The organism is Rathayibacter sp. RFBD1, assembly GCF_002932915.1.
Lineage (GTDB): Bacteria > Actinomycetota > Actinomycetes > Actinomycetales > Microbacteriaceae > Rathayibacter.
Genome location: NZ_PSWQ01000022.1, coordinates 178,791 through 201,949 on the forward strand (window position 1 = coordinate 178,791; position 23,159 = coordinate 201,949).

Here is a 23,159-nt window from a genome sequence, read left to right on the forward strand (position 1 = left end):
ACGGTATCCGCCCGCGGAGTCGCGTTTCTCCACGCGGGCCGCCGGGGAACGCCGGAGGGCCCGGCCGCTCGCGCGACCGGGCCCTCCGGAGGGTGCTGGACTCAGTGGTCCCAGTTCTCGGCCCTGTCGGCCGAGCTGGACGAGCCGACGATGTGCACCCGCATGTCGTTCGTCGTGCCGGCGCGTCCGGGGGGCGATCCGGAGACGACGACCACGGTCTCGCCCGCCAGGGCGAGGCCCTCGCGGAGCAGCACCGCGTCCACCTGCGCGAACATCGCGTCGGTGTGGTTGACGCGCGGCGTGACGAAGGACTGGACGCCCCAGTTCAGCGCCATGCGGCGCCGGACGGCGGGCTCGGGGGTGAAGCCGATGATCGGGATGCCGTGGCGCAGGCGCGTCATGCGGCGGACCGAGTCGCCCGACTCGGTGAACACGCAGAGGAACTTCGCCTCGACGAACTCGGCGACCTCGGCGGCGGCCAGCGTGACGGATCCGCCCTGGGTGCGGGGCTTGCTCCCCAGCGGGGGGATGCGCTCCAGGCCGTGCTCCTCGGTGGACTCGACGATGCGGGCCATGGTCTGCACGGTGACGACGGGCCAGGCTCCGACGCTGGTCTCGCCCGAGAGCATGACCGCGTCCGCGCCGTCGAGGATGGCGTTCGCGACGTCCGAGGCCTCGGCCCGGGTGGGGCGGGGGCTCTCGATCATCGACTCGAGCATCTGGGTCGCGACGATGACCGGCTTCGCCCAGCGGCGAGCGAGCTCGACGGCGTGCTTCTGCACGATCGGCACCGCCTCGAGGGGAAGCTCGACGCCGAGGTCGCCGCGGGCGACCATGATGCCGTCGAAGACGTCGATGATCTCCTGCAGGTTGTCGACCGCCTGCGGCTTCTCGATCTTGGCGATGACGGGAGCCTTGCGGCCCTCCTCCGCCATGATCTCGTGCACGCGCTCGATGTCGCTGGCGTTGCGCACGAAGGAGAGGGCGATGATGTCGGCGCCGAGGCGGATCGCCCAGCGGAGGTCGTCCTCGTCCTTCTGGGAGAGGGCGGGGACGTTGACCGCGACACCGGGCAGGTTGATGCCCTTGTTGTTCGAGACGTTGCCGGGGACGACGACCTCGGTGACGACCCGGGGGCCCTCGACGGCGGTGACGCGGACAGCGACCTTGCCGTCGTCGATGAGGAGCATGTCACCCGGGTTCACGTCGTCCGGGAGGCCCTTGAACGTGGTGCCCGAGAGCTCGCGCGTGCCGAGGACGTCCTCGGTGGTGATGGTGAAGACGTCGCCCTCGGCGAGGGCGTACGGGCCGCCCTCGAACTTGCCGAGGCGGATCTTCGGACCCTGCAGGTCGACGAGGATCGCGACCGCGCGCCCGGCGTCGTCCGCGGCCTTCCGCACGATGCGGTAGATGCCTTCGTGGACGTCGTAGCTTCCGTGACTGAGGTTCATGCGGGCCACGTCCACGCCGGCGTCGATGATCGCACGAATGGTCTCGTACGACGACGTTGCCGGGCCGAGGGTGGCGACGATTTTCGCTCGTCTCATTGAGGGGGTGCTCCGTTGTTCTGCGCCCGGAGGCGCGTCGTTAGCGGGGAGGGTGAGCTGATTGCTGGCGGGCCGAGACTATCGCGTCCCGGGGACTAGAGCGTGAAGCCCCGGTCGTCGGGGCCGACCGGCGCCGGCAGCTGGGTCGTGCCCTCGAGGTAGCGGTCGACCTCGGCCGCGACGGAGCGGCCCTCCGCGATCGCCCAGACGATCAGGGACTGGCCGCGCCCGGCGTCGCCGGCCACGAAGACGCCGGGGACGGTGGTCTCGAAGGCGTCGCCGCGCGCGACGTTGCCGCGCTCGGTGAAGGGGACGTCGAGCTGGCGGCCGAGGTGGTCCGCCTCCGGGCCGGTGAAGCCGAGGGCGAGCAGGACCAGGTCGGCCGGGATCTCGCGCTCGGTGCCCGCCTTGGGGACGCGGCGTCCGTCGAGGTACTCGGTCTCGGCCACGCGCACCGCGCGGACCTCGCCGCCCTCGTTCGCGAGGAACTCCACGGTCGACGCGAGGAACATCCGCTCCCCGCCCTCCTCGTGGGCGCTCGAGACCTCGAACACGGTCGGGTCCATCGGCCAGGGCTGGCTGTCCGGGCGCTGCGACGGCGGCTGCTGCCCGATCGCCAGGTTCGTGACCGACGCGGCCTTCTGGCGGTGGGCGGTGCCGATGCAGTCCGCTCCGGTGTCGCCTCCGCCCAGGACGACGACGTGCTTGCCCTCGGCCGAGATCTGCTCGAAGACGCGGTCGCCCGCGATCGCGCGGTTCGACTGCACGAGGTACTCCATGGCGAAGTGCACGCCGTCGAGGTCGCGCCCCGGGATCGGCAGGTCGCGCGGCACGAGAGCGCCGGTGGCGACCACGACCGCGTCGTAGCGCGCCCGCAGGTCGTCCCAGGTGATGTCGGAGCCGATGTCGACGCCCGCGCGGAACCGGGTGCCCTCGGCCTTCATCTGGTTCAGGCGGAGCTCGAGGTGCTTCTTCTCCATCTTGAAGTCCGGGATCCCGTAGCGCAGGAGGCCGCCGATGCGGTCGTCGCGCTCGTAGACCGCGACGGTGTGCCCGGCGCGGGTGAGCTGCTGAGCTGCGGCGAGCCCCGCCGGGCCGGAGCCGACGACCGCGACGGTCTTGCCGGTCAGGCGCTCCGGCGGGTGCGGCTGCACCCAGTCGTTGCCGAAGGCCTGATCGATGATCGAGACCTCGATCTGCTTGATCGTGACGGCGGGCTGATTGATGCCGAGCACGCAGGACGACTCGCACGGCGCCGGGCAGAGCCGGCCCGTGAACTCCGGGAAGTTGTTCGTCGCGTGCAGGCGCTCGATCGCCTGGCGGCCCTCGCCGCGCCACATCAGGTCGTTCCACTCGGGGATCAGGTTCCCCAGCGGGCAGCCCTTGTGGCAGAACGGGATGCCGCAGTCCATGCAGCGGCCCGCCTGCCGGCGCAGCACGGCGGAGTCGCCCTGCTCGTAGACCTCTTTCCAGTCCATCAGGCGGACGGACACGGGACGCCGCTTGGGCAGCTCCCGGTCCTGCACCTTCAGGAACCCCTTGGGATCAGCCACCGGTCACCTCCAGAATCCGTCCCCAGACGACGTCGCCGTCGGGGTCGAGCCCCTCCTCCACAGCGGATGCGCGCGTCGCGAGCACCGCGGCGAAGTCGCGGGGCAGTACCTTGACGAAACGCGAGACCGTTCCGTCGAAATCGTCGAGCATCCCCTGGGCCAGGGTCGACTCGGTCTCCGCCACGTGCCGCTCGAGCAGGTCGCGCAGGATCTCCACGTCGGCGCTGCCGAGCTCGGAGAGGGTCAGCTCGCCGGAGGCGATCGCGTCGCGGTTCACGAGCTCGCGGCGCAGGCCGTGGATGTAGGCCGTGCCGCCCGACATGCCGGCGCCGAGGTTCCGCCCGGTCTCGCCGAGGATCACCGCCAGGCCGCCGGTCATGTACTCGAGCGCGTGGTCGCCCACTCCCTCGACCACCGCGGTGGCGCCGGAGTTGCGGACCAGGAAGCGCTCGCCGACCATCCCGCGGATGAACATCGTGCCCTGGGTCGCCCCGTAGCCGATCACATTGCCCGCGATCACGTTCGTCGAGGCGTCGAAGGTGCTGCGGCGGTCCGGCCGCACCACGATCTGGCCGCCCGAGAGGCCCTTGCCGACGTAGTCGTTGGAGTCGCCCTCGAGCCGCAGCGTGATGCCGGCGGGGAGGAACGCTCCGAGCGACTGCCCGGCCGAGCCGCGGAGCGACACGACGATGGAGTCGGCCGGCAGGCCGTTCTCGCCGAATCGGACGGTGACCTCGTGGCCCAGCATGGTGCCGACGGCGCGCTCGGTGTTCTTGATCTCGCGCTCGATCCGCACGGTGCCGCGGTGGTCGAGCACGTTCGCCGCGAGGCGGATCAGCTCGTTGTCGAAGTGGTGCTCGAGCTCGTGCTCCTGCGCGCGGCCGTGGCGGCGCGGCTCCTCCGCGGTGAAGACCGGTCCGACGAGGATCGGCGTCAGGTCGAGCCCGCTCGCCTTCCAGTGCTCGATCGCCTGGTCGACGTCGAGCAGCTCGCGGTGGCCGACGATCTCGTCGACGCTCCGGAAGCCGAGCTGCGCGAGGTACTCGCGCACCTCCTGGGCGATGAACTCGAAGAAGTTGACGACGAACTCGGGCTTGCCGGAGAACCGCTGGCGCAGCTCCGGGTTCTGCGTCGCGACGCCCACCGGGCAGGTGTCGAGATGGCAGACGCGCATCATGATGCAGCCCTCGACGATCAGCGGAGCCGTCGCGAAGCCGAACTCCTCGGCTCCGAGCAGCGCGCCGATGACGACGTCGCGACCGGTCTTCATCTGGCCGTCGACCTGCACGACCACACGGTCGCGCATGCCGTTGAGCATCAGCGTCTGCTGGGTCTCGGCCAGGCCGAGCTCCCAGGGCGTGCCCGCGTGCTTGAGCGAGTTCACCGGGCTCGCGCCGGTGCCGCCGTCGTGACCCGAGACGAGGATCACGTCGGCGAGGGCCTTCGCGGTGCCGGCGGCGACCGCTCCGATGCCCGACTGGCTGACCAGCTTCGCGTGGATGCGCGCCGACGGGTTCGCCCGCTTGAGGTCGAAGATCAGCTGCTTGAGGTCCTCGATCGAGTAGATGTCGTGGTGCGGCGGCGGCGAGATCAGGCCGACGCCGGCGGTCGCGTGCCGGGTGCGCGCGATCCACGGGTACACCTTCGTCGGCGGCAGCTGACCGCCCTCGCCGGGCTTGGCGCCCTGGGCGAGCTTGATCTGGATGTCGTCGGCGTGGGTGAGGTACATGCTCGTGACGCCGAAGCGGCCCGAGGCGACCTGCTTGATCGCGGAGCGGCGCTCCGGGTCGAGCAGCCGCTCGGTGTCCTCGCCGCCCTCGCCCGTGTTCGACTTGGCGCCGAGGCGGTTCATCGCGATGGCGAGCGTCTCGTGCGCCTCCGGCGAGATGGAGCCGTAGCTCATCGCGCCCGTCGAGAAGCGCTTCACGATCGCCTCGACCGGCTCGACCTCGTCGATCGGGATCGGCGTGCGCCCCGCGGTGTCGAGCTTGAACATGCCGCGGAGGGTCATCAGCGAGCTCGCCTGGTCGTCGACCATCTTCGTGTACTCGCGGAAGACGTCGTAGCGGCGGTTGCGCGTCGAGTGCTGCAGGCGGAACACCGTGTCCGGGTTGAACAGGTGCGGGGCGCCGTCGCGGCGCCACTGGTACTCGCCGCCGACCGCCAGGCGCTCATGCGCGACGATCGCGCCGTCCTCGGGATAGGCGGCGCGGTGACGCGCGGCGTTCTCCTCGGCGACGACGTCGATGCCGATGCCGCCGAGCTTCGAGACGGTGCCGGTGAAGTACTGGTCGACGAACGCCTGGCTGAGGCCGACGGCCTCGAAGGTCTGCGCCCCGGCGTAGCTCGACACGGTGGAGATGCCCATCTTGGACATGATCTTCAGCACGCCCTTGCCGAGCGCCTTGATCACGTTCTTCACGGCCTTCTCCGGCGAGACGTCCGACAGCATGCCGCTGCGGACGAGGTCCTCGCAGGTCTCCATCGCCAGGTACGGGTTGACCGCGGAGGCGCCGTAGCCGATGAGCGTCGCCACGTGGTGCACCTCGCGGACGTCGCCCGCCTCGACCACGAGCCCCACTCGCATCCGGTTCTCGGTGCGGATGAGGTGGTGGTGCACGGCGGCGAGCATCAGCAGCGAGGGGATCGGCGCGAGGTCCTTGGTGGAGTCGCGGTCCGAGAGCACCAGGAACTGCGCTCCCGCGGCGATGGCCTCGTCGGCCTCGTCGCACATCTCGTCGATGCGGTCCTGCATCGCGCGGGGTCCCGCGTCGACGCGGTAGAGGCCGCGGATCGTCGTGGTGATGTGGCTCAGCGGGCGCGGCGCGATGTGCTGGATCTTCGCGAGCTCGTCGTTGTCGATGACCGGGAAGTCGAGGACGACCTGGCGCGCGTGCTCGGCACCGGCGGTCAGCAGGTTGCGCTCGGGGCCGAGGCCCAGGCGGAGCGAGGTCACGACCTCCTCGCGGATCGAGTCCAGCGGCGGGTTCGTCACCTGCGCGAAGGCCTGCGTGAAGTAGTCGAAGAGCAGGCGGGGGCGCTTGGACAGGACGGCCACGGGGGTGTCCGAGCCCATCGCTCCGAGCGGCTCCGCACCGGCGCGCGCCATCGGCAGCAGGAGGAGGCGGACCTCCTCCTCGGTGTAGCCGAAGGTGCGCTGGCGGCGGTTGACCGAGGCGGGCGTGTGCACGATGTGCTCGCGCTCGGGGAGGTCCTTGAGGTTGATGCGGCCCTTCTCGAGCCACTCCTCGAACGGACCGGAGGCGGCGAGCTGCCCCTTGATCTCCTCGTCCTCGACGATGCGGCCCTGCTCGGTGTCGACCAGGAACATGCGGCCGGGCTGCAGGCGTCCCTTGCGGACCACCTTCGCGGGGTCGATGTCGAGCACGCCGATCTCGCTGGCGAGCACCACGAGCCCGTCGTCGGTCACGACGTAGCGGCCGGGGCGGAGCCCGTTGCGGTCGAGAGTGGCGCCGACGAGCTCGCCGTCGGTGAAGACGATCGCGGCCGGGCCGTCCCACGGCTCCATGAGCATCGAGTGGTACTCGTAGAACGCGCGGCGCTTCGGGTCGAGCGCGCCGTCCTGGTTCTCCCAGGCCTCCGGCACCATCATCATGACCGCGTGCGGGAGCGACCGGCCGGCCAGGTTGAGCAGCTCGACGGTCTCGTCGAACGAGGCGGAGTCGCTGCGGCCGGGCGAGACGATCGGGAACAGCGGGGCCAGGTCGCCCAGCTCGCGGCTCTTCAGCTGCGACTGGCGCGCGCGCATCCAGTTGCGGTTGCCCTGCACCGTGTTGATCTCGCCGTTGTGCGCGATCATCCGGAACGGCTGAGCGAGCGGCCACGACGGGAAGGTGTTGGTGGAGTACCGGGAGTGCACCAGCGCGAGCTTCGACGCGAAGCGCTCGTCGGACAGGTCCGGGTAGAACGGCTCCAGCTGGAGCGTCGTCACCATGCCCTTGTAGACGAGCGTGCGGCTCGAGAGCGACATGAAGTAGACCTCGAGCTCGCGCTCGACGCGCTTGCGCAGGCGGAAGGTCAGACGGTCGAGGCGCACGGAGGAGAGGGGCGTGCCGCTCTCGTCGGTCAGCTCGCTCCGGATGAACAGCTGCTCGATCGCCGGCATGGCGGCCCGGGCGAGCGTGCCGATCTCGTCGGGCTGCACGGGCACGGAGCGCCAGCCGACCACGGCGAGGTTCTCCTCGCGGGCGATGTCGGCGATCGTCGACTTGACCCGCTCGCGCTCGAACACGTCCACCGGGAGGAAGGCGTTGCCCACCGCGTACTGGCCCAGCGGCGGGAGCTCGAAGGGAGCGACCGCGCGGAGGAACTCGTCCGGGATCTGCGTGATGATCCCCGCGCCGTCGCCCGTTCCCGCGTCGGAGCCGACGGCGCCGCGGTGCTCGAGGTTGCGCAGCGCGTTCAGCGCGGCGTCGATGATGTCGTGGCCGGCGGTGCCGCGCATGGTGGCGACCATCGCGAGACCGCACGCGTCCTTCTCGGCGGACGGGTCGTACATCCCCTGCGCCGGCGGCATGCCCAGGAAGGGCACGGCGCGGGCCGGGGTCGAGGGCTGGGCGGAGGCCATGGGAACCGTCCTCACGGGGGTGATGGCTGATCGGGACGTCACTGGCCCGCGGTGGTGGAGGAGGAGCGGCTCCCCGATCGGGAGGGCCGCAGGGTTCTGCCGTGGCGCGAGCGTCGCGCGCCGTCGGCGGTGCCTGCACGACGACCCGCCCGCGGCAGCGCTCGTGGCTGCGCCGCGATGGGGCGGTCGTGGAGGTGTCGGGCACCCGGGAGGCGGTCGCGGAGGCTCCGCGACCTCCGTCAGGTGCGGGAGACCGTCGGCTTCTCGGCGTCGGTGCCGGAAGCAGGGGTGGTGGTGTCGTCGGAGTCGGACTCGACGTCCTCGAATTCTACCGCAGCCGGGGCGGGCGTCCACTCGCGACCCGGCCGGTAGGCCGAGGGCTCGGCGCCCGGGTGCTCGCGCTTCTGGATCACCACGAGGACCAGGCCGATGACCACGGCGATGAGCGCGGCCCAGACGTTGGTGCGGATGCCCCAGAAGAACTCGCTCGGGTCGATCCGGATGGACTCGAACCAGACGCGGCCGATCCCGTACCAGATCAGGTAGGCGGCGAAGACGGTGCCCCACTGCAGCTTGAGACGGCGCTCGAGCAGGAGGATGACCGCGATGCCGACGACGTTCCAGAGGATCTCGTAGAGGAAGGTCGGGTGGAAGAGCGTGCCCGCCGGGAGGCCGACGGGGAAGGCCGGGTTGGTGGTCTCGATCTCGAGGCCCCAGGGCAGGGTCGTGGGCAGGCCGAAGAGCTCGTGGTTGAACCAGTTGCCCAGACGCCCGAGCGCCTGCGCGGCGAGCATGCCGGGGGCGAGGGCGTCGGCGAAGGTCCAGAACCGCACTCCTGTCCAGCGGCAGCCGATGAACGCGCCGACCGCGCCTCCGATCAGCCCGCCGAAGATGGCGTTGCCGCCGTTCCAGATGCGGACGACCTCCCACGGGTCGGCGCCGTCGTAGAAGTAGTCGCCGGGGTGGGTGAGCACGTGGTAGGCGCGGGCGCCGACGATGCCGAGCGGCACGGCCCAGATGATGATGTCGAGCACGACCCACGGCTCCGCGCCGCGGCGCTTGAGGCGCTGGTTCGTCATGATCGTCGCCACGATGATCCCCGCGAGGATGCAGAGCGCGTAGGTGTGGATCGCGAGCGTGAAGGTGCCGATCGTGAGGTCGTACTGACTCCACGCGTCGGGGGGGCTCGGAATGCTCAGCGGTACGGACACCGGTACTCGACCTTTCGAAGGAGGGGGTCCCCCGGGCACGGCTCGGCCGCGCCCCGGTGGGCATCCCGATTGTAGCGGGAGGGTGTCAGCGCGCGGAGCGCAGGCGGGTGCCCTCGGCGAGGCCGCGGGAGGTCTCGGCGACCGCGTCGACCCCGCCGGACGCCAGCGCCCGCACCAGGGCGGATCCGACGATGGCGCCGTCCGCGTAGGCGAGGATCTCGGCGACCTGCTCGCCGGTCGAGATGCCCAGGCCGACGCACGCGCTCTCGGAGCCGGCGGCGCGGAGGCGGTCGACCAGGGTGCGGGCCGCGGAGTCGACGTCGGTGCGCGCGCCGGTGATGCCCATCGTCGAGACCGCGTAGACGAATCCACGGCTCGAGTCGACGGCCTGGCGCAGGCGCGTGTCCGTCGAGGACGGCGCCGCGAGGAACACGCGGTCGAGTCCGAGCCGCTCGGAGACGGCGAGCCACTCGGCGCCCTCGTCCGGGATCAGGTCGGGCGTGATGAGGCCGGACCCGCCGGCCTCGGCCAGATCGGTGGCGAAGCGCTCGACCCCGTACTGCAGGACGGGGTTGTAGTAGGTCATCACCAGGACCGGCACGTCGACGCGCGCCCGGATCTCGCGGACGGCCTCGAAGCCGTGGCGGAGGCGGAAGCCGCCCGCGATGGCGGCCTGGGTCGCCTCCTGGATGACGGGTCCGTCCATCACCGGATCGGAGTAGGGCAGACCGAGCTCGATCGCGTCGACGCCGTTCTCGGCCATGGCCACGGCGGCGTCGATGCTGGTCGGCAGGTCGGGGAAGCCGACGGGGAGGTAGCCGATCAGGGCGCCCGCCGCCTCCTCGTTCCGGCGCCGGACGGTCTCGGCGACGCTCGGTCCGCGGCCGCTCACGACTGCACCGCGCCCTGGTCCATGAGGCCGAAGTAGTGCGCAGCGGTCGTCATGTCCTTGTCGCCGCGGCCCGAGAGGTTGACCAGGATGGTGGCCTCGGGGCCGAGCTCGCGCCCGAGCTCCAGCGTGCCGGCCAGCGCGTGCGCGGACTCGATCGCCGGGATGATCCCCTCGGTGCGGCTGAGCAGCATGAGCGCGTCCATCGCGGCCGAGTCGGTGACCGCGCGGTAGTCGGCGCGGCCGATGCTCGAGAGCCACGCGTGCTCCGGGCCGATGCCCGGGTAGTCGAGGCCGGCCGAGATCGAGTGCGACTCGACGGTCTGGCCGTCCTCGTCCTGGAGGAGGAAGCTCCGGGCGCCGTGCAGGACGCCGGGGCGGCCCTTGCTGATGGTCGCCGCGTGGCGGGGGGTCTCGATCCCGTCGCCGCCGGCCTCGAAGCCGACGAGGCGGACCTCGGGGTCGTCGAGGAAGGCGTGGAAGATCCCCATCGCGTTGGAGCCGCCGCCGACGCAGGCGGTGACCGCGGTGGGCAGCGAGCCGGTCAGCTCGAGGACCTGCTCGCGCGCCTCCTCGCCGATGATCTTCTGGAAGTCGCGGACGAGGGCCGGGAACGGGTGCGGGCCCGCGACGGTGCCGAAGATGTAGTTCGTGGTGCCCACGTTCGTCACCCAGTCGCGCATCGCGTCGTTGATCGCGTCCTTGAGGGTGCGCGAGCCGGTCGTCACGGGGATCACCTCGGCGCCGAGCAGGCGCATGCGGGCGACGTTGAGGGCCTGGCGCTCGGTGTCGACCTCGCCCATGTAGACCACGCAGTCGAGGCCGAACAGGGCGGCGGCCGTGGCGGTCGCGACGCCGTGCTGGCCCGCTCCCGTCTCGGCGATGACGCGGGTCTTGCCGATCCGCTTGGTGAGCAGCGCCTGGCCCAGCACGTTGTTGATCTTGTGCGAGCCGGTGTGGTTGAGGTCCTCGCGCTTGAGGATGATCCGCGCACCGCCGGCGTGCTCGGCGAACCGCGGCACCTCGGTGATGATCGACGGACGACCGGTGTAGCTGCGGTGCAGCTCCATCAGCTCGGCCGCGAACGCGGGGTCGACCTTCGTGCGCTCGTACTCGGCGCTCAGCTCGTCGAGGGCCTCGACGAGGGACTCGGGGACGTAGCGTCCGCCGAACTCGCCGAAGTAGGGGCCGAGTTCATCCCGGAGTGCCATGGGGGTACCGCCTATCGGTGTGGTCAGTGCGCCAGGAAGCCGGCGAGGGTGGAGACGGGGTCGCCGCCGGTGACGAGAGCCTCGCCCACGAGGACGACGTCGGCTCCGGAGCCGCGGTAGTGCGCGACGTCGTCGGCGGTGAGGACGGCCGACTCGGCCACCTTCACCGCATCGTCGGGGAAGCGCTCGGAGAGGCGGCCGAAGAGGTCGCGGTCGAGCTGGAAGGTGGAGAGGTCGCGGGCGTTCACGCCGATGAGCCGCGCGCCGAGGTCGGCGGCCCGCTCGAGCTCGTCGGCCGAGTGCGTCTCGACGAGCGGGGTCATCCCCAGCTCGAGCACGAGGGCGTGCAGCTCGGCGAGCAGGGGCTGCTCGAGCGCGGCGACGATGAGGAGGACCAGGTCGGCTCCGGCCGCGCGGGCCTCGAGGACCTGGTACGGCTCGGCGACGAAGTCCTTGCGCAGGACGGGGATCGACACGCGCTCGCGGACCGCCTCGAGGTCCGCGAGGGACCCCTTGAAGCGGCGCTCCTCGGTGAGGACGCTGATCGCGCTCGCTCCCCCGAGCTCGTACTGCCCGGCCAGCTCGGCGGGGACGGGGATGTCGGCGAGGGCTCCGCGCGACGGGCTGGCGCGCTTCACCTCGGCGATGATCCTGACGCGCTCGGCGGGGGCCAGAGCGGCCAGGGCGTCGAGGGCGGGCGCCTGGGCGAGCGCGCGGCGCTCGACGGCTTCGAGCGGGGCGCTCTCGCGGCGCCGGGCCGCGTCGGCCAGGGCGCCGGAGGTGAGGTCGGCGAGCACCTAGGCGCGCGCCTTCGGGTTCGCCTTCGCACCGTTGACGCCGTAGCCCGCCTTGGCCATGCCCATGCCCACGAGCAGACCCACCACGACCAGGCCGGCCGAGAGCCAGACCACCAGGGGCACGTCGAACCAGAACGCGATCGTGCCGATCGTGAATCCGACCAGCATGATGACGACGGCCGTCCACGCTGCGGGCGAGTGGCCGTGGTTGTCGTCGTCGTGCTCGGTGCTCATGGGTCTCCTCCTGGGGGTGCATCGGGACCAGAGCAGTCTAGCGTGAGGCGCCTGAGCGCCCGGCCCCGGACTCGCCTGCGCAGTCGCCTGCAGGAGGCGGGGATGCCGGACCGCCGGACACGTCCCCGGCCGGTGTCAGCGGCCCGAGGTGGGGTCGTCGCCGCGCGAGAGCTCGTCCCACGAGACGACCGGGTCGATGTCGCCGTCGTCCGTCTGCACGGTCGACGCGCCGTGGCCGTAGCCGTCGGCGGGCTCGAAGCGGGACGCGCGCTTCCGCGCCGCTCCCGGCCAGCGGCGCGAGGTCGCGAGGACGCCGATCCCGAGCAGCGCGGTGAGCACGCCGCAGACCAGGGCGACGACGGGCCAGGCCGTCGCGGAGGACGAGGCCACGAGCGCGGCGACGGACTGCTCCCCCGCGATGGCGGTCGCCTCCGTGACCAGCGAGGCGCCGGCGCGCACGGGGTCGCCCAGTGCCGTCGCGGCCGCGAGCACCACCGAGGCGCCGAGGACGGCCTGGAGCACACCGAGCACGATCCGGAAGACGGGGCCGGCGATGGCGAGGGCCGCGGCGAGGGCGAGGCCTGCGAGCGCCAGGGCGGAGAGCGCGGGCGCGGCGACGGTCCCGGCCACGTCGATCCGCTGGCCCTCCCCCTCGATCGCGGCCAGGGTCAGCGTGGACCAGGTCTGGGTGGAGGAGGTCAGCTCGAGCGCGGCGAGGAGCACGATCCCGAGGATCGCCGTGTACTTCAGCCGCCGTCCGCTCATGCTCACTCCGCCGGGCCGAGGCCGGTGAACGGCACGAGGGGGTCGACGTCGAAGCAGGCGTGCTCGCCCGTGTGGCAGGCGGCGCCGATCTGCTCGACCTGGACCAGCAGGGTGTCGGCGTCGCAGTCGAGGGCGGCACCCCGCACGTACTGCGCGTGCCCGGACGTGTCGCCCTTGCGCCAGTACTCCTGACGCGAGCGCGACCAGAAGGTGACGCGGCCCTCGGTGAGGGTGCGCCGGAGAGCCTCGCGGTCCATCCAGCCCATCATGAGCACCTCGCGGGTGTCGTGCTGCTGGATGATCGCGGGCAGGAGCCCGGTCGGATCGAAGGCGGCGCGGTCCAGGACGGCGTCGAGCTCGGCGGGGGTCATCGGATCTCGATCCCGGAGGCCGCGAGCGAGCGCTTGACGTCGCCGATCGTCAGCTCGCGATTGTGGAAGACGGAGGCGGCGAGCACGGCGTCGGCCCCCGCGTCGACGGCCGGAGCGAAGTGCTCGACGGCGCCGGCGCCTCCGGAGGCGATGACCGGCACGGAGCTCAGCTCGCGCATCGCGGCGATCAGCTCGAGGTCGAAGCCCTGCTTGGTGCCGTCGGCGTCGATGGAGTTGACCAGCAGCTCCCCGGCGCCGCGCTCGACGGCCTCGGCCGCCCAGACCAGGGCGTCGAGCTCGGTCTCGCGGCGTCCGCCGTGAGTGGTGACGACGAAGCCGGACGCCGTGGCGTCGCTCCGCTTGACGTCGAGCGAGAGCACGAGCACCTGCGCGCCGAAGACGTCGGCGATCTCGCCGAGGAGCTCGGGCCGGGCGATCGCGGCGGAGTTGACGCCCACCTTGTCGGCGCCGTGCGCGAGCAGTCGCGAGACGTCCTCGGCGCTGCGCACGCCTCCGCCGACCGTGAGCGGGATGAAGACCTGCTCGGCGGTCGCCCGCACCACGTCGTAGGTGGTCGAGCGGTCGTCGACCGTGGCGGTGACGTCGAGGAAGGTCAGCTCGTCGGCGCCCTGCTCGAAGTAGAGGCGGGCGAGCTCGACGGGGTCGCCCGCATCGCGCAGGTTCTGGAAGTTGACGCCCTTCACGACGCGGCCGGCGGCGACGTCGAGGCAGGGGATGACGCGGACGGCGAGACTCATCGGCTCTCCCTCTACAGGCGCGCGGCGTGGATGGAGGTGACCAGGATCGCGCGGGCGCCCAGGTCGTACAGGCGGTCCATCACCTGGTTCATGTCCGAGCGCGGCACCATCACGCGGACGGCCACCCACTCGGCGTCGTGCAGCGGCGAGACCGTCGGGGACTCGAAGCCCGGGGCGATCGCCGTGGCGCTCTCCAGGAGCGCGACGGGGCAGTCGTAGTCGAGCAGCACGTACTCGCGGGCGACCAGCACGCCCTGCAGGCGGCGCAGCAGCACCGGGATGCCCTCGGGCTCCCCCGCGGCGGAGACCAGGACGGCGGTCGAGTCCAGGATGACCGGGCCGAAGATCTCGAGGCCGGCCTTGCGGAGCGTGGTGCCGGTCTCGACGACATCGGCGATGACGTCGGCGACGCCGAGCTGGATCGCGGACTCGACCGCGCCGTCGAGGCGGATCAGCGTCACCTCGACGCCGTGCTCCCGGAGGAAGCGGCCCACGAGGCCCGGGTAGCTGGTCGCCACGCGGAGGCCGTCGATCTGCCCGAGCTCGTCGTAGCGGCCGGCGGGCCCGGCGAAGCGGAAGGTGGAGTTCGCGAAGCCGAGGCTCGCGATCTCGCGCGCCTCGGAGCCGGAGTCGATCAGGAGGTCGCGGCCGGTGACCCCGACGTCGAGAGCGCCGGAGCCGACGTAGGTGGCGATGTCGCGCGGGCGCAGGTAGAAGAACTCGACCCCGTTGCGCTCGTCGACGACGTGCAGCTCCTTCGGGTCGCGACGGCCGGTGTAGCCGGCCTCCGCGAGCATCTGACCGGCGGTCTCCGAGAGGGAGCCCTTGTTGGGGACGGCGACGCGCAGGAGCGCCGGGGCGGGGGTGGTGGTCACGGGACGTCCTTCATGACTCGACGGCTGTTCAGGGGGCGGCACGGCTCCTCGGGGAGCGTGCGGGCGCGACGGCGCGGAGCGGAGGCGCACCCCGGCGAGCGGGGCGGGGCTCACAGATGCCGGTAGACGTCGGCCGTCGTCAGTCCCTTGGCGAGCATGAGCACCTGCAGGTGGTAGAGCAGCTGCGAGATCTCCTCGGCGGTGCGCTCGTCGCCCTCGTACTCGGCGGCCATCCACACCTCGGCGGCCTCCTCGACGATCTTCTTGCCGATGAAGTGCACGCCGGCGTCGAGCTCGCGGACGGTGCCCGAACCCTCGGGACGGGCGGCGGCCTTCTCGCCCAGCTCAGCGAAGAGGTCGTCGAAAGTTTTCACCGGGGAAGTCTATACGGCGGCCGGGCGCGGGCCGCCTCAGTGCCGGTGCAGGTGAGCGGTCGCCGTCTCGCGCAGCGACGCGATCGCGGCCTCCGGGTCGTCCGCGCCGAAGACCGCGGAGCCCGCGACGAAGGTGTCGGCTCCCGCCTCCGCTGCGATCTCGATCGTGCCGGGAGCGATCCCGCCGTCGACCTGGAGCCAGACGTCGAGCCCGGTGCGGTCCACCACGTTCCGGAGGGTGCGCAGCTTGGGCATCATCTCCTCCATGAAGGACTGGCCCCCGAAGCCGGGCTCGACCGTCATCACGAGGACCTGGTCGAACTCGGGCAGGAGGTCGAGGTAGTCGTCCACCATCGTGCCCGGCTTGAGCGCGATCCCCGCCCGCGAGCCGATCTCGCGCAGGCGCCGCGCCAGGGCCACGGCGTCGCGCGCGGCCTCGGCGTGGAAGGTCACGGAGTAGGCGCCGGTCTCGGCGTAGTCGGGGGCCCACCGGTCGGGGTCGTCGATCATCAGGTGCAGGTCGAGCGGCCGGGGCGAGACGTCCTGGAGGCGCTGGACCATGGTCAGCCCGAACGTGAGGTTCGGCACGAAGTGGTTGTCCATCACGTCGACGTGCACCAGGTCGGCTCCGGCGATGCGCTGCAGCTCGGCCTCGAAGTTCACGAAGTCGGCGGAGAGGATGCTGGGGTTGATCCGTGCGGGCATGCGTCCAGCCTAGATCGGAGCGTCCTCCGCGTCCGCCCGGCCGAGCACGCTCCCGCTCCGGAGGGGTCAGGCGTTCCCGGACGCCGCCTCGAGGGGCCGGCGGCGGAGGAGCTGCACGAACATGGCGTCGGTGCCGTGCCGGTGCGGCCAGAGCTGCACGTGGAGGGGGCCGTCCGGCAGCGGGAGCGGGTCCGCCGTCACCGCGCGCAGCACGGCCGGCGTGTCGACGAGCTCGAGCTCGTGCCGCTCCTGCGCGAGGGCGAGCACGCGCCGGGTCTCGCCGAGGTGCGGCGAGCAGGTCACGTAGGCCAGCAGCCCGTCGGGAGCGAGAGCCCTCACCGCGGAGTCGAGCAGCTCGCCCTGGAGGGCGGCCAGCGGCTCCACGTCGGCCGCGGACTTGCGCCAGCGCGCCTCGGGCCGACGCCGCAGCGCACCGAGACCGGTGCACGGCGCGTCGAGGAGGATGCGGTCGAACGATCCCGGCTGCTCGTCGCCCAGGTCGCGCCCGTCGCCGGTGCGCACCTCGACCGACGGATCGACGGCGGCCAGCGCCTGCCGCACCAGGCCCGCGCGGCCCGGGACCACCTCGTTGGCGAGCAGCGCCGCCCCGCCTGCGCGCGCTTCCGCCGCGAGCAGCGCCGCCTTGCCGCCGGGTCCCGCGCACAGGTCGAGCCAGCGCTCGCCCGGGCGGACCGGCCGTGCCCGGGAGAGCGCCAGAGCGGCGAGCTGGGAGCCCTCGTCCTGCACGCGCACGCGGCCCTCGTGCACCGCGGGGAACGCCTCCGGGTCGCCGCCGGTGCTGGTCATGCCGACCGGCGAGAACCGGTCGGATTCGGCGTCGGCGATCTCGCCGGGAGACGCCAGGCCCGGCAGAGCCACCAGGTTCACCCGCGGAGCCGCGTTGTCGGCGGCGAGCAGCGCGTCGAGCTCGTCGGCCGCCCCCTCCGCCGCCAGCGCCCGTCGCAGGGCGCGCACGATCCACACGGGGTGGGAGCTCAGCGCGGCGATCCGGTCGTCGCCGGAGACCGCGGCCGCGGAGACCCGCTCGCGCCACTCGCCGGCGCTCGAGCGCGAGACCGCGCGCAGCACGGCGTTGGCGAAGGCCACCGCTCCCCGCGAGGAGCCGGCCGCGACGAGCGCGACGCTCTCGTTCACCGCGGCGTGCGGGGCCACGCGGGTCGCGAGCAGCTGGTGCACGCCCAGGCGCAGCGCGTCGAGCACCGGCGCATCGATGCTCTCGACGGACCGGCCGGCCGCGAGGGCGATCACGCGGTCGTAGTAGCCGGACATCCGCAGGGTGCCGTAGCAGAGCTCGGTGGCCAGTCCCGCGTCGGCGGGCGAGAGGCCGGCGGCGCTGATCCGCGCGGGCAGGACCAGGTTGGCGTAGGCGTCCGACCCGCTCACCGCGAGCAGGACGTCGTAGGCGACCCGGCGGGCGGGAGCGGCCTCGCGCCGGGCGCTCACGCGAGCACCGTGCTCTCGCGCAGGCCGCGGGCCCAGGCGGCGCCGGCCATCGGGGTCCTGCCGGCGGGCTGGACGGTGACCAGCTCCACCGCTCCGTCCGCGGTGCCGACGAGGGCGCGCCCCGAGGCGAGGCGGACGACGCCGGGAGCGAGGTCCCCCTCGGCCGCGCGGACCGCGAGCACCTTGAGGCGCGCGTCCCCCACCGCGGTCGAGGCTCCGGGCTCGGGAGTCGTTCCGCGCACGAGCGCGAGGACCCGCGCGGTCGGGAGGCTCCAGTCGATCCGGCCGTCGGCGGCGTCGAGCTTGGGAGCGGGGGTCGCCTCTCCGGTCTGCGGAGTCGCGACGGCCGTGCCCTCCTCCAGCGCGTCGACCACGCCGAGGGTGAGGCCGGCGCCGCTCCCGGCCAGCGCCGTCAGCAGCTCGCCCGCGGTGCGCTCCCCCGCGTCGACGGCGAGCTCGGCGTACACGTCACCGGCGTCGAGCTCGGCGACCAGCTGGAAGACGCTCGCGCCGATCCGCGTGTCGCCCGCCATCAGCGCCCGCTGGACGGGAGCCGCCCCGCGCCAGCGCGGCAGCAGGGAGAAGTGCAGGTTGATCCAGCCCAGGCGCGGCACCGCCAGCAGGCGCTGCCGGACGAGGCCGCCGTAGGCCACGATCACGCCGAGGTCGGGGGCGAGCTCCGCGATCCGGTCGGTCACGTCCTCGTCGAGGCGGTTCGCCCGGATCACCGGGATCCCCAGCTCCTCGGCCGCGACGGCGACCGGCGAGGGGGTGAGCACGCGCTTGCGGCCCACCGGGGCGTCCTCCCGGGTGACCACGGCCACGACCTCGTGCGCGGAGGCGGCGAGGTCGCGGAGGGTCGGAACGGCAGCGGCGGGCGTGCCGGCGAAGACGAGGCGCACGGGGGTCTCCTGGGGAGTCAGAGGATGTCGGGGTCGTCGAGACGGACCCGGAGCCGGGGGGCCGGCCGGAAGCGGCCGGGCGTGGTCGGCGGGCGACGACGGCGCGTGGCGTTGCGGATCACGGCGGAGCGGAGGCGCGCGGCCACATCCGCACCGCGAGCGTAGTCGAACCGGACGATCGCCCGGACGGAGCCGTCCTCGAGCCCGACAGGACCGAGGACCTCGTGCCGGTCGTCCTCGTCGAGCGCGTCGAGCGCCTCCTCCACCGCGTGCGCGTCGCCGCTCACCGTGGCCAGGCGCACCGCGGGCGGGAAGCGCAGAGCGCGCCGCTCCTGGAGCTCGGCCCGGAGGTACTCGGCCTGCCGCCAGGTCGCCAGGGCGGTCGCGAGCCGGCCGCCGACCCCGACCAGGAGGACCGGCGCGCCCGGGCGGGCCAGCGCCGCGGCGTTCGACCAGGTGCGGAGCGCGTCGTCGGCGACCCGCAGGCTCTCGCGGGCCAGCATCCGCTCGCCGTCCAGCAGCAGGACGGCGTGGTAGCCGCCGTCGGCCCGCGGCTCCGCCCCGCGCGTGGCCACGACGAGCGCGGGCTCGTCGGGGAGGGTGAGCACGGGGCGCTGCCCGTCGGCGACGATCACCTTGGCACCCGGGAAGGCGCGTCCGAGCTCCTCCGCGGTGCGGCCCGCGCCGAGGGAGACGAGGCGCAGAGCCGTCGCCTCGCAGACGGAGCAGGTCCAGTCGGCCGCGATCAGGCCGCACCAGCCGCAGCTCGGCCGCCCGCCCTCGGAGTGCACGCCGAGCGGACCCTGGCAGCGGTTGCAGCGTGCGACGGTCCGGCAGCGGGCGCAGGCGACCACCGGCGCGTAGCCGGGGCGCGCGACCTGGACGAGCACGGGACCGGAGTCGAGGGCCTTCCGCGCCTCCCGCCAGGCGGAGGAGGGGATGCGCGCTGCCGCGTCGTGCTCGTCGGCCGCCCACTGCTGGGCGGTCGGCACGACGTGCGGGCGGCGGCTCGGCCGCGGCTCCACCTCGGTCGCGAAGCCGATCTCGACGAGCCGCTCGACCTCGACCGTGCGCGTGTTGCCGAGCAGGACGAGGCCGGCGCCGCTCTGCTCCTGCCGCACCAGGGCGACGTCGCGCGCGTGCGCGTAGGGCGCGAGCGGCTCGGCGAAGAGCGGATCGCCGTCGTCCCAGAGCCCGATCAGGCCGAGGGCGGAGGAGGGCGCGTAGAGGACGGAGCGGTTGCCGACGACGACCCGCGGCCCGGGATCGAGGCAGCGGACGAAGGCGGAGTAGCGCTCGGCGCCCTTCTGCCGCGCATCGAGGCGCACCACCGCCTCCGCGGGGACGAGGGCGGCGAGAGCGAGCTCCAGCTGCTCCTGGTCGCGGTAGTCGGGGACGGCCAGGATCGCGTCGCGGCCCGCGGCGAGCGTGTCCCGGGCGAGCTCGGCGAGCGTGACGGCCCAGCCGCCGACCCACGCGCCCGAGTCGAGCCTCACCGGAGCCGGCACGGCGCCGACCGCCAGCCGGGCCCCTTCGGCGAGTCCCGCGAAGGAGGCGTCGGGGTAGCCCGTCACGCCGCCCGCCTCGACCGCGGGCGCCGCAGGAGCGGGACCCGCGGCGAGTCGCGCCTTCTCGACGCGGACGTGGCGGCGCGGCACGGCCAGGCGCAGCACGTCGCTCGCGCCTCCGGAGGCGCGGTCGGCCACCCGGCGGGCGAGGGCCCAGACCTCCGGGGTCAGCACGACGAGCGGCGAGACCAGCTCCTCGATGCCGCTGAGCGCTCCGGCGTGCTCGGTCCCCTCCCCCGTCTCGACGACGAACGCGTCGGCGATCCGGCCTCCGGTCCGCAACGGCACCCGCACGCGCACGCCGGGGACCACCTCGCCGCGCAGCGCCTCCGGCACCGCGTAGTCCAGGAGCCGGTCGAGCTGCGGGAGGGGCGAGTCCAGGAGCACGCGCGCGACGGCTCCGCTCGTCGCCATCGCCGCCGCGCCCGCTACGAGAGGCCCGCGGCGGAGCGCAGGACGTCGACCCGGTCGAGGCGCTCCCAGGTGAAGTCGGGGAGCTCCCGGCCGAAGTGGCCGTAGGCCGCGGTCTGCGCGTAGATCGGGCGGAGCAGGTCGAGTGCGTGGATGATCGCGGCCGGGCGCAGGTCGAAGACCGAGCGGATCGCCTCGGTGATCGTCTCGTCGGAGACGGTGCCGGTGCCGAAGGTCTCGACGTAGAGGCCGACCGGGGCCGCCTTGCCGATGGCGTAGGCGACCTGCACCTCCAGCCGCGAGGCGAGCCCCGCGGCGACCGCGTTCTTGGCGACCCACCGCATGGCGTAGGCGGCCGAGCGGTCCACCTTCGACGGGTCCTTGCCCGAGAACGCGCCACCGCCGTGGCGGGACGCTCCGCCGTAGGTGTCGACGATGATCTTGCGGCCGGTGAGCCCGGCGTCGCCCTGAGGGCCGCCGATCTCGAAGCGGCCCGTCGGGTTGATCAGCAGGCGCACGGCGGAGGAGTCGAGGTCGACCGTCTCGAGGACGGGGCGGATGACGTGCGCCGCGATGTCCGCGTGGATCGTCTCGGTGCTGACGTGCTCGGCGTGCTGGGTGGACAGGACGACGGTGTCGATGGTGGACGGCGTCGTTCCGTCGTAGCCGATGGTGACCTGGGTCTTGCCGTCGGGTCGGAGGTAGTCGAGCTCGCCCGACTTGCGGACGGCGGCCAGGCGCTCGGCGAGGCGGTGCGAGAGCCAGCTCGGCAGCGGCATGTACTCGGGGGTCTCGTCGGTCGCGAAGCCGAACATCAGGCCCTGGTCGCCCGCGCCCTGGCGGTCGAAGGCGTCCTCGCCCGCCTCGGAGGAGCGGACCTCGAGCGCCGTGTCGACGCCCGCCGCGATCTCGGGCGACTGCTGGCCGATCGAGACCGAGACGCCGCAGGAGCGGCCGTCGAAGCCCTTCTCCGAGGAGTCGTAGCCGATCTCGACGATCGTGTCGCGCACGATCTTGGGGATCTCGACGTAGCCGCTCGTGGAGACCTCGCCCGCGACGTGCACGAGCCCCGTCGTGACCAGCGTCTCGACGGCGACCCGGCTGTGCGGGTCCTCGCGGAGCAGGGCGTCGAGGATGCGGTCCGAGATCTGGTCGCAGATCTTGTCCGGGTGGCCCTCGGTGACGGACTCGGAGGTGAACAGGCGGAGGGGACCGGAGGTCATGCTTCTCTTCTCGTCCCGGCTCGTGCGGACCGGGGTCGTTCGTACCGGGAGTGGCCTGGCGGGCGCGATGCCGGGCGGCAGGCGATCGGCGCCTGGGCGGGCGGACCGGCGGGGCTAGCGCACGACCGCGTCGAGGACGCGATCGGCCACCTCCGCCTTGCTGCCCGAGGCCTCGCCAACTATATCGCCGGCCCGATCGAGGACCACGACGGCGTTGCTGTCGCTCTGGAAGCCCTCGGCCCAGCCCACCCTGTTGAGGACGAGCAGGTCGCAGCCCTTGCGCGCGATCTTGGCGCGGCCGAGGGCGAGCATCGCGTCCCGGTCCGGCTCGGTCTCCGCGGCGAAGCCGACGACGATCTGCCCCTCCCGCCGGGAGGCGGAGATCTCGGCGAGGACGTCCGGGTTCTTGACGAGCTCGAGGACGAGACGGTCGCCCTGCTGCTCCTTCTTGATCTTCGCGTCGGCGACAGCGGCGGGCCGGTAGTCGGCGACGGCCGCGGCCATGATCACGACGTCCGCGCCGGGGGCCGCGGCGAGGGCGGCCTCGCGCAGCTCGAGCGCGGTGCCGACCGGGAGGACCGTGACGCCCTCCGGCGCCGGCACGTCGAGGTTCGCGGCGAGGAGGGTGACCTCCGCGCCCCGGGCCGCAGCGGCCAGCGCGAGCGCGACGCCCTGCCTGCCGCTGGAGCGGTTGCCGACGAAGCGCACCGGGTCGAGGGGCTCGCGGGTGCCGCCGGCGGTCACGAGGACGCGCACGCCCGCGAGGTCGCGGCGGGCGGAGGCGGAGCGGGCCTGGACGGCGAGGGCCTCCGCCACGATCGTCTCGGGCTCCTCCATGCGGCCGGGGCCCGAGTCGGCGCCGGTGAGGCGGCCGACCGCGGGGCCGACGACGTGCACGCCGCGGGAGCGGAGCACCGCCGTGTTCGCGACGGTGGCGGCGTTCGCCCACATCTCGGTGTGCATCGCGGGGGCGACCACGAGCGGGGCGGTGCTCGCGAGCACCGTGTTGCCGAGCAGGTCGTCGGCGAGGCCGGCGGCGAGCTTGGCGAGCGTGTGCGCCGTCGCGGGCGCGATCACGATGAGGTCGGCGGCCTGGCCGATGGCCACGTGCCGGACCTCGGCGACGCCCTCGTAGAGCTCGGTGTGCACCGGGTTCCGCGAGATGGCCTCGAGGGTGGGCTTGCCGACGAAGCGCAGCGCGGCCTCGGTCGCGACGACGTGCACGTCGTGCTCCGCGAGGACCAGCGCGCGGACGACTCCGACGGCCTTGTACGCGGCGATGCCGCCGGTGATGCCGACGACGACGTTGAGCCGTCGGCCGGCCTCGAGAGAGGAGCCCACCCGGAGGGGACTACTCGGCGAGGGGCTTGGCGACGAGCTTGTCCTCGTTGATCTCGTGCAGTGCGACCGAGAGGGGCTTGTCGTCGATGGTGGAGTCGACCAGCGGGCCGACGTTGTCGAACAGGCTGCCCTCGTGGAGGTCGGCGTAGTAGTCGTTGATCTGGCGGGCGCGCTTGGAGGCGAAGATCACCAGCGCGTACTTGGAGTCGACCTTCGAGAGGAGCTCGTCGATGGGCGGGTCGATGATGCCGAGGTTGTTGGCCATGGGTGTCTCCTTGCAGGCGCATCAGCGCCGATCTGCGGCTCCGGAGCAACACGGCGCGCGGGCTCCGAGGGGCGTGTGCCCGGTGGGACCCGGGGCGTCGGCCCGGA

Annotated in this window: 20 protein-coding genes; all 20 read right to left on the bottom strand. The window is 73.0% G+C overall.

Going from position 1 to position 23,159, the window contains the following annotated elements; translation table 11 throughout:
• Positions 1 to 101 precede the first annotated feature (101 nt).
• Entirely contained in the window at positions 102 to 1,547 is a 1,446-nt protein-coding gene (gene pyk / locus C5D50_RS12950; RefSeq protein WP_104283683.1) for a pyruvate kinase, read from the bottom strand.
• A 95-nt stretch (positions 1,548 to 1,642) separates the two neighbouring features.
• Positions 1,643 to 3,100 (bottom strand): glutamate synthase subunit beta, encoded by a 1,458-nt coding sequence (locus C5D50_RS12955; RefSeq protein WP_104232655.1) that lies wholly within the window; start codon positions 3,098 to 3,100, stop codon positions 1,643 to 1,645.
• Positions 3,093 to 7,688, bottom strand: a complete 4,596-nt coding sequence (gene gltB / locus C5D50_RS12960; protein WP_104283684.1) for a glutamate synthase large subunit — start codon at positions 7,686 to 7,688, stop codon at positions 3,093 to 3,095. The genes C5D50_RS12955 and gltB overlap by 8 nt, the downstream gene beginning before the upstream one ends.
• A 239-nt stretch (positions 7,689 to 7,927) precedes the next feature.
• A complete protein-coding gene (lgt, locus tag C5D50_RS12965; protein WP_258059820.1) occupies positions 7,928 to 8,899 on the bottom strand; it encodes a prolipoprotein diacylglyceryl transferase in 972 nt (323 codons plus the stop codon).
• A gap of 85 nt (positions 8,900 to 8,984) precedes the next feature.
• Positions 8,985 to 9,791 (bottom strand): tryptophan synthase subunit alpha, encoded by an 807-nt coding sequence (gene trpA, locus C5D50_RS12970; protein ID WP_104232657.1) that lies wholly within the window; start codon positions 9,789 to 9,791, stop codon positions 8,985 to 8,987.
• A complete protein-coding gene (gene trpB / locus C5D50_RS12975; RefSeq protein ID WP_104225310.1) occupies positions 9,788 to 10,999 on the bottom strand; it encodes a tryptophan synthase subunit beta in 1,212 nt (403 codons plus the stop codon). The genes trpA and trpB overlap by 4 nt, the downstream gene beginning before the upstream one ends.
• 23 nt (positions 11,000 to 11,022) lie before the next feature.
• Positions 11,023 to 11,796, bottom strand: a complete 774-nt coding sequence (gene trpC, locus C5D50_RS12980; protein WP_104283685.1) for an indole-3-glycerol phosphate synthase TrpC — start codon at positions 11,794 to 11,796, stop codon at positions 11,023 to 11,025.
• Entirely contained in the window at positions 11,797 to 12,030 is a 234-nt protein-coding gene (locus C5D50_RS12985) for a DUF6704 family protein (protein ID WP_104221860.1), read from the bottom strand.
• 135 nt (positions 12,031 to 12,165) lie between these two features.
• The gene (locus tag C5D50_RS12990) at positions 12,166 to 12,795 is read right to left on the bottom strand and encodes a Trp biosynthesis-associated membrane protein (RefSeq protein ID WP_104283686.1); all 630 of its coding nucleotides are present in this window, start codon (positions 12,793 to 12,795) and stop codon (positions 12,166 to 12,168) included.
• 2 nt (positions 12,796 to 12,797) lie between these two features.
• Positions 12,798 to 13,166, bottom strand: coding sequence for a phosphoribosyl-AMP cyclohydrolase (hisI, locus tag C5D50_RS12995; protein WP_104221855.1), 369 nt, complete (start codon positions 13,164 to 13,166; stop codon positions 12,798 to 12,800).
• Positions 13,163 to 13,924, bottom strand: coding sequence for an imidazole glycerol phosphate synthase subunit HisF (gene hisF, locus C5D50_RS13000; protein ID WP_104283687.1), 762 nt, complete (start codon positions 13,922 to 13,924; stop codon positions 13,163 to 13,165). Before hisF ends, hisI begins: the two co-directional genes overlap by 4 nt.
• Positions 13,925 to 13,935: 11 nt before the next feature.
• Complete coding sequence (hisG, locus tag C5D50_RS13005) at positions 13,936 to 14,799, bottom strand: ATP phosphoribosyltransferase (RefSeq protein ID WP_104283688.1); 864 nt, start codon at positions 14,797 to 14,799, stop codon at positions 13,936 to 13,938.
• Between the two features lie 110 nt (positions 14,800 to 14,909).
• A complete protein-coding gene (locus tag C5D50_RS13010) occupies positions 14,910 to 15,173 on the bottom strand; it encodes a phosphoribosyl-ATP diphosphatase (protein WP_055791842.1) in 264 nt (87 codons plus the stop codon).
• Between the two features lie 36 nt (positions 15,174 to 15,209).
• Positions 15,210 to 15,878, bottom strand: coding sequence for a ribulose-phosphate 3-epimerase (rpe, locus tag C5D50_RS13015; protein WP_104283689.1), 669 nt, complete (start codon positions 15,876 to 15,878; stop codon positions 15,210 to 15,212).
• A 66-nt stretch (positions 15,879 to 15,944) separates the two neighbouring features.
• Positions 15,945 to 17,342, bottom strand: a complete 1,398-nt coding sequence (locus C5D50_RS13020; RefSeq protein WP_258060510.1) for an RsmB/NOP family class I SAM-dependent RNA methyltransferase — start codon at positions 17,340 to 17,342, stop codon at positions 15,945 to 15,947.
• The gene (locus C5D50_RS16605) at positions 17,339 to 18,244 is read right to left on the bottom strand and encodes a methionyl-tRNA formyltransferase (RefSeq protein WP_181137347.1); all 906 of its coding nucleotides are present in this window, start codon (positions 18,242 to 18,244) and stop codon (positions 17,339 to 17,341) included. The genes C5D50_RS13020 and C5D50_RS16605 overlap by 4 nt, the downstream gene beginning before the upstream one ends.
• 17 nt (positions 18,245 to 18,261) lie before the next feature.
• Positions 18,262 to 20,226 (bottom strand): hypothetical protein, encoded by a 1,965-nt coding sequence (locus tag C5D50_RS13030; protein WP_104255379.1) that lies wholly within the window; start codon positions 20,224 to 20,226, stop codon positions 18,262 to 18,264.
• Positions 20,227 to 20,240: 14 nt separating this feature from the next.
• A complete protein-coding gene (gene metK, locus C5D50_RS13035) occupies positions 20,241 to 21,446 on the bottom strand; it encodes a methionine adenosyltransferase (RefSeq protein ID WP_104283691.1) in 1,206 nt (401 codons plus the stop codon).
• Positions 21,447 to 21,560: 114 nt separating this feature from the next.
• Entirely contained in the window at positions 21,561 to 22,787 is a 1,227-nt protein-coding gene (coaBC, locus tag C5D50_RS13040) for a bifunctional phosphopantothenoylcysteine decarboxylase/phosphopantothenate--cysteine ligase CoaBC (RefSeq protein WP_104289018.1), read from the bottom strand.
• Between the two features lie 10 nt (positions 22,788 to 22,797).
• The gene (gene rpoZ, locus C5D50_RS13045) at positions 22,798 to 23,052 is read right to left on the bottom strand and encodes a DNA-directed RNA polymerase subunit omega (protein WP_104221835.1); all 255 of its coding nucleotides are present in this window, start codon (positions 23,050 to 23,052) and stop codon (positions 22,798 to 22,800) included.
• Positions 23,053 to 23,159 lie beyond the last annotated feature (107 nt).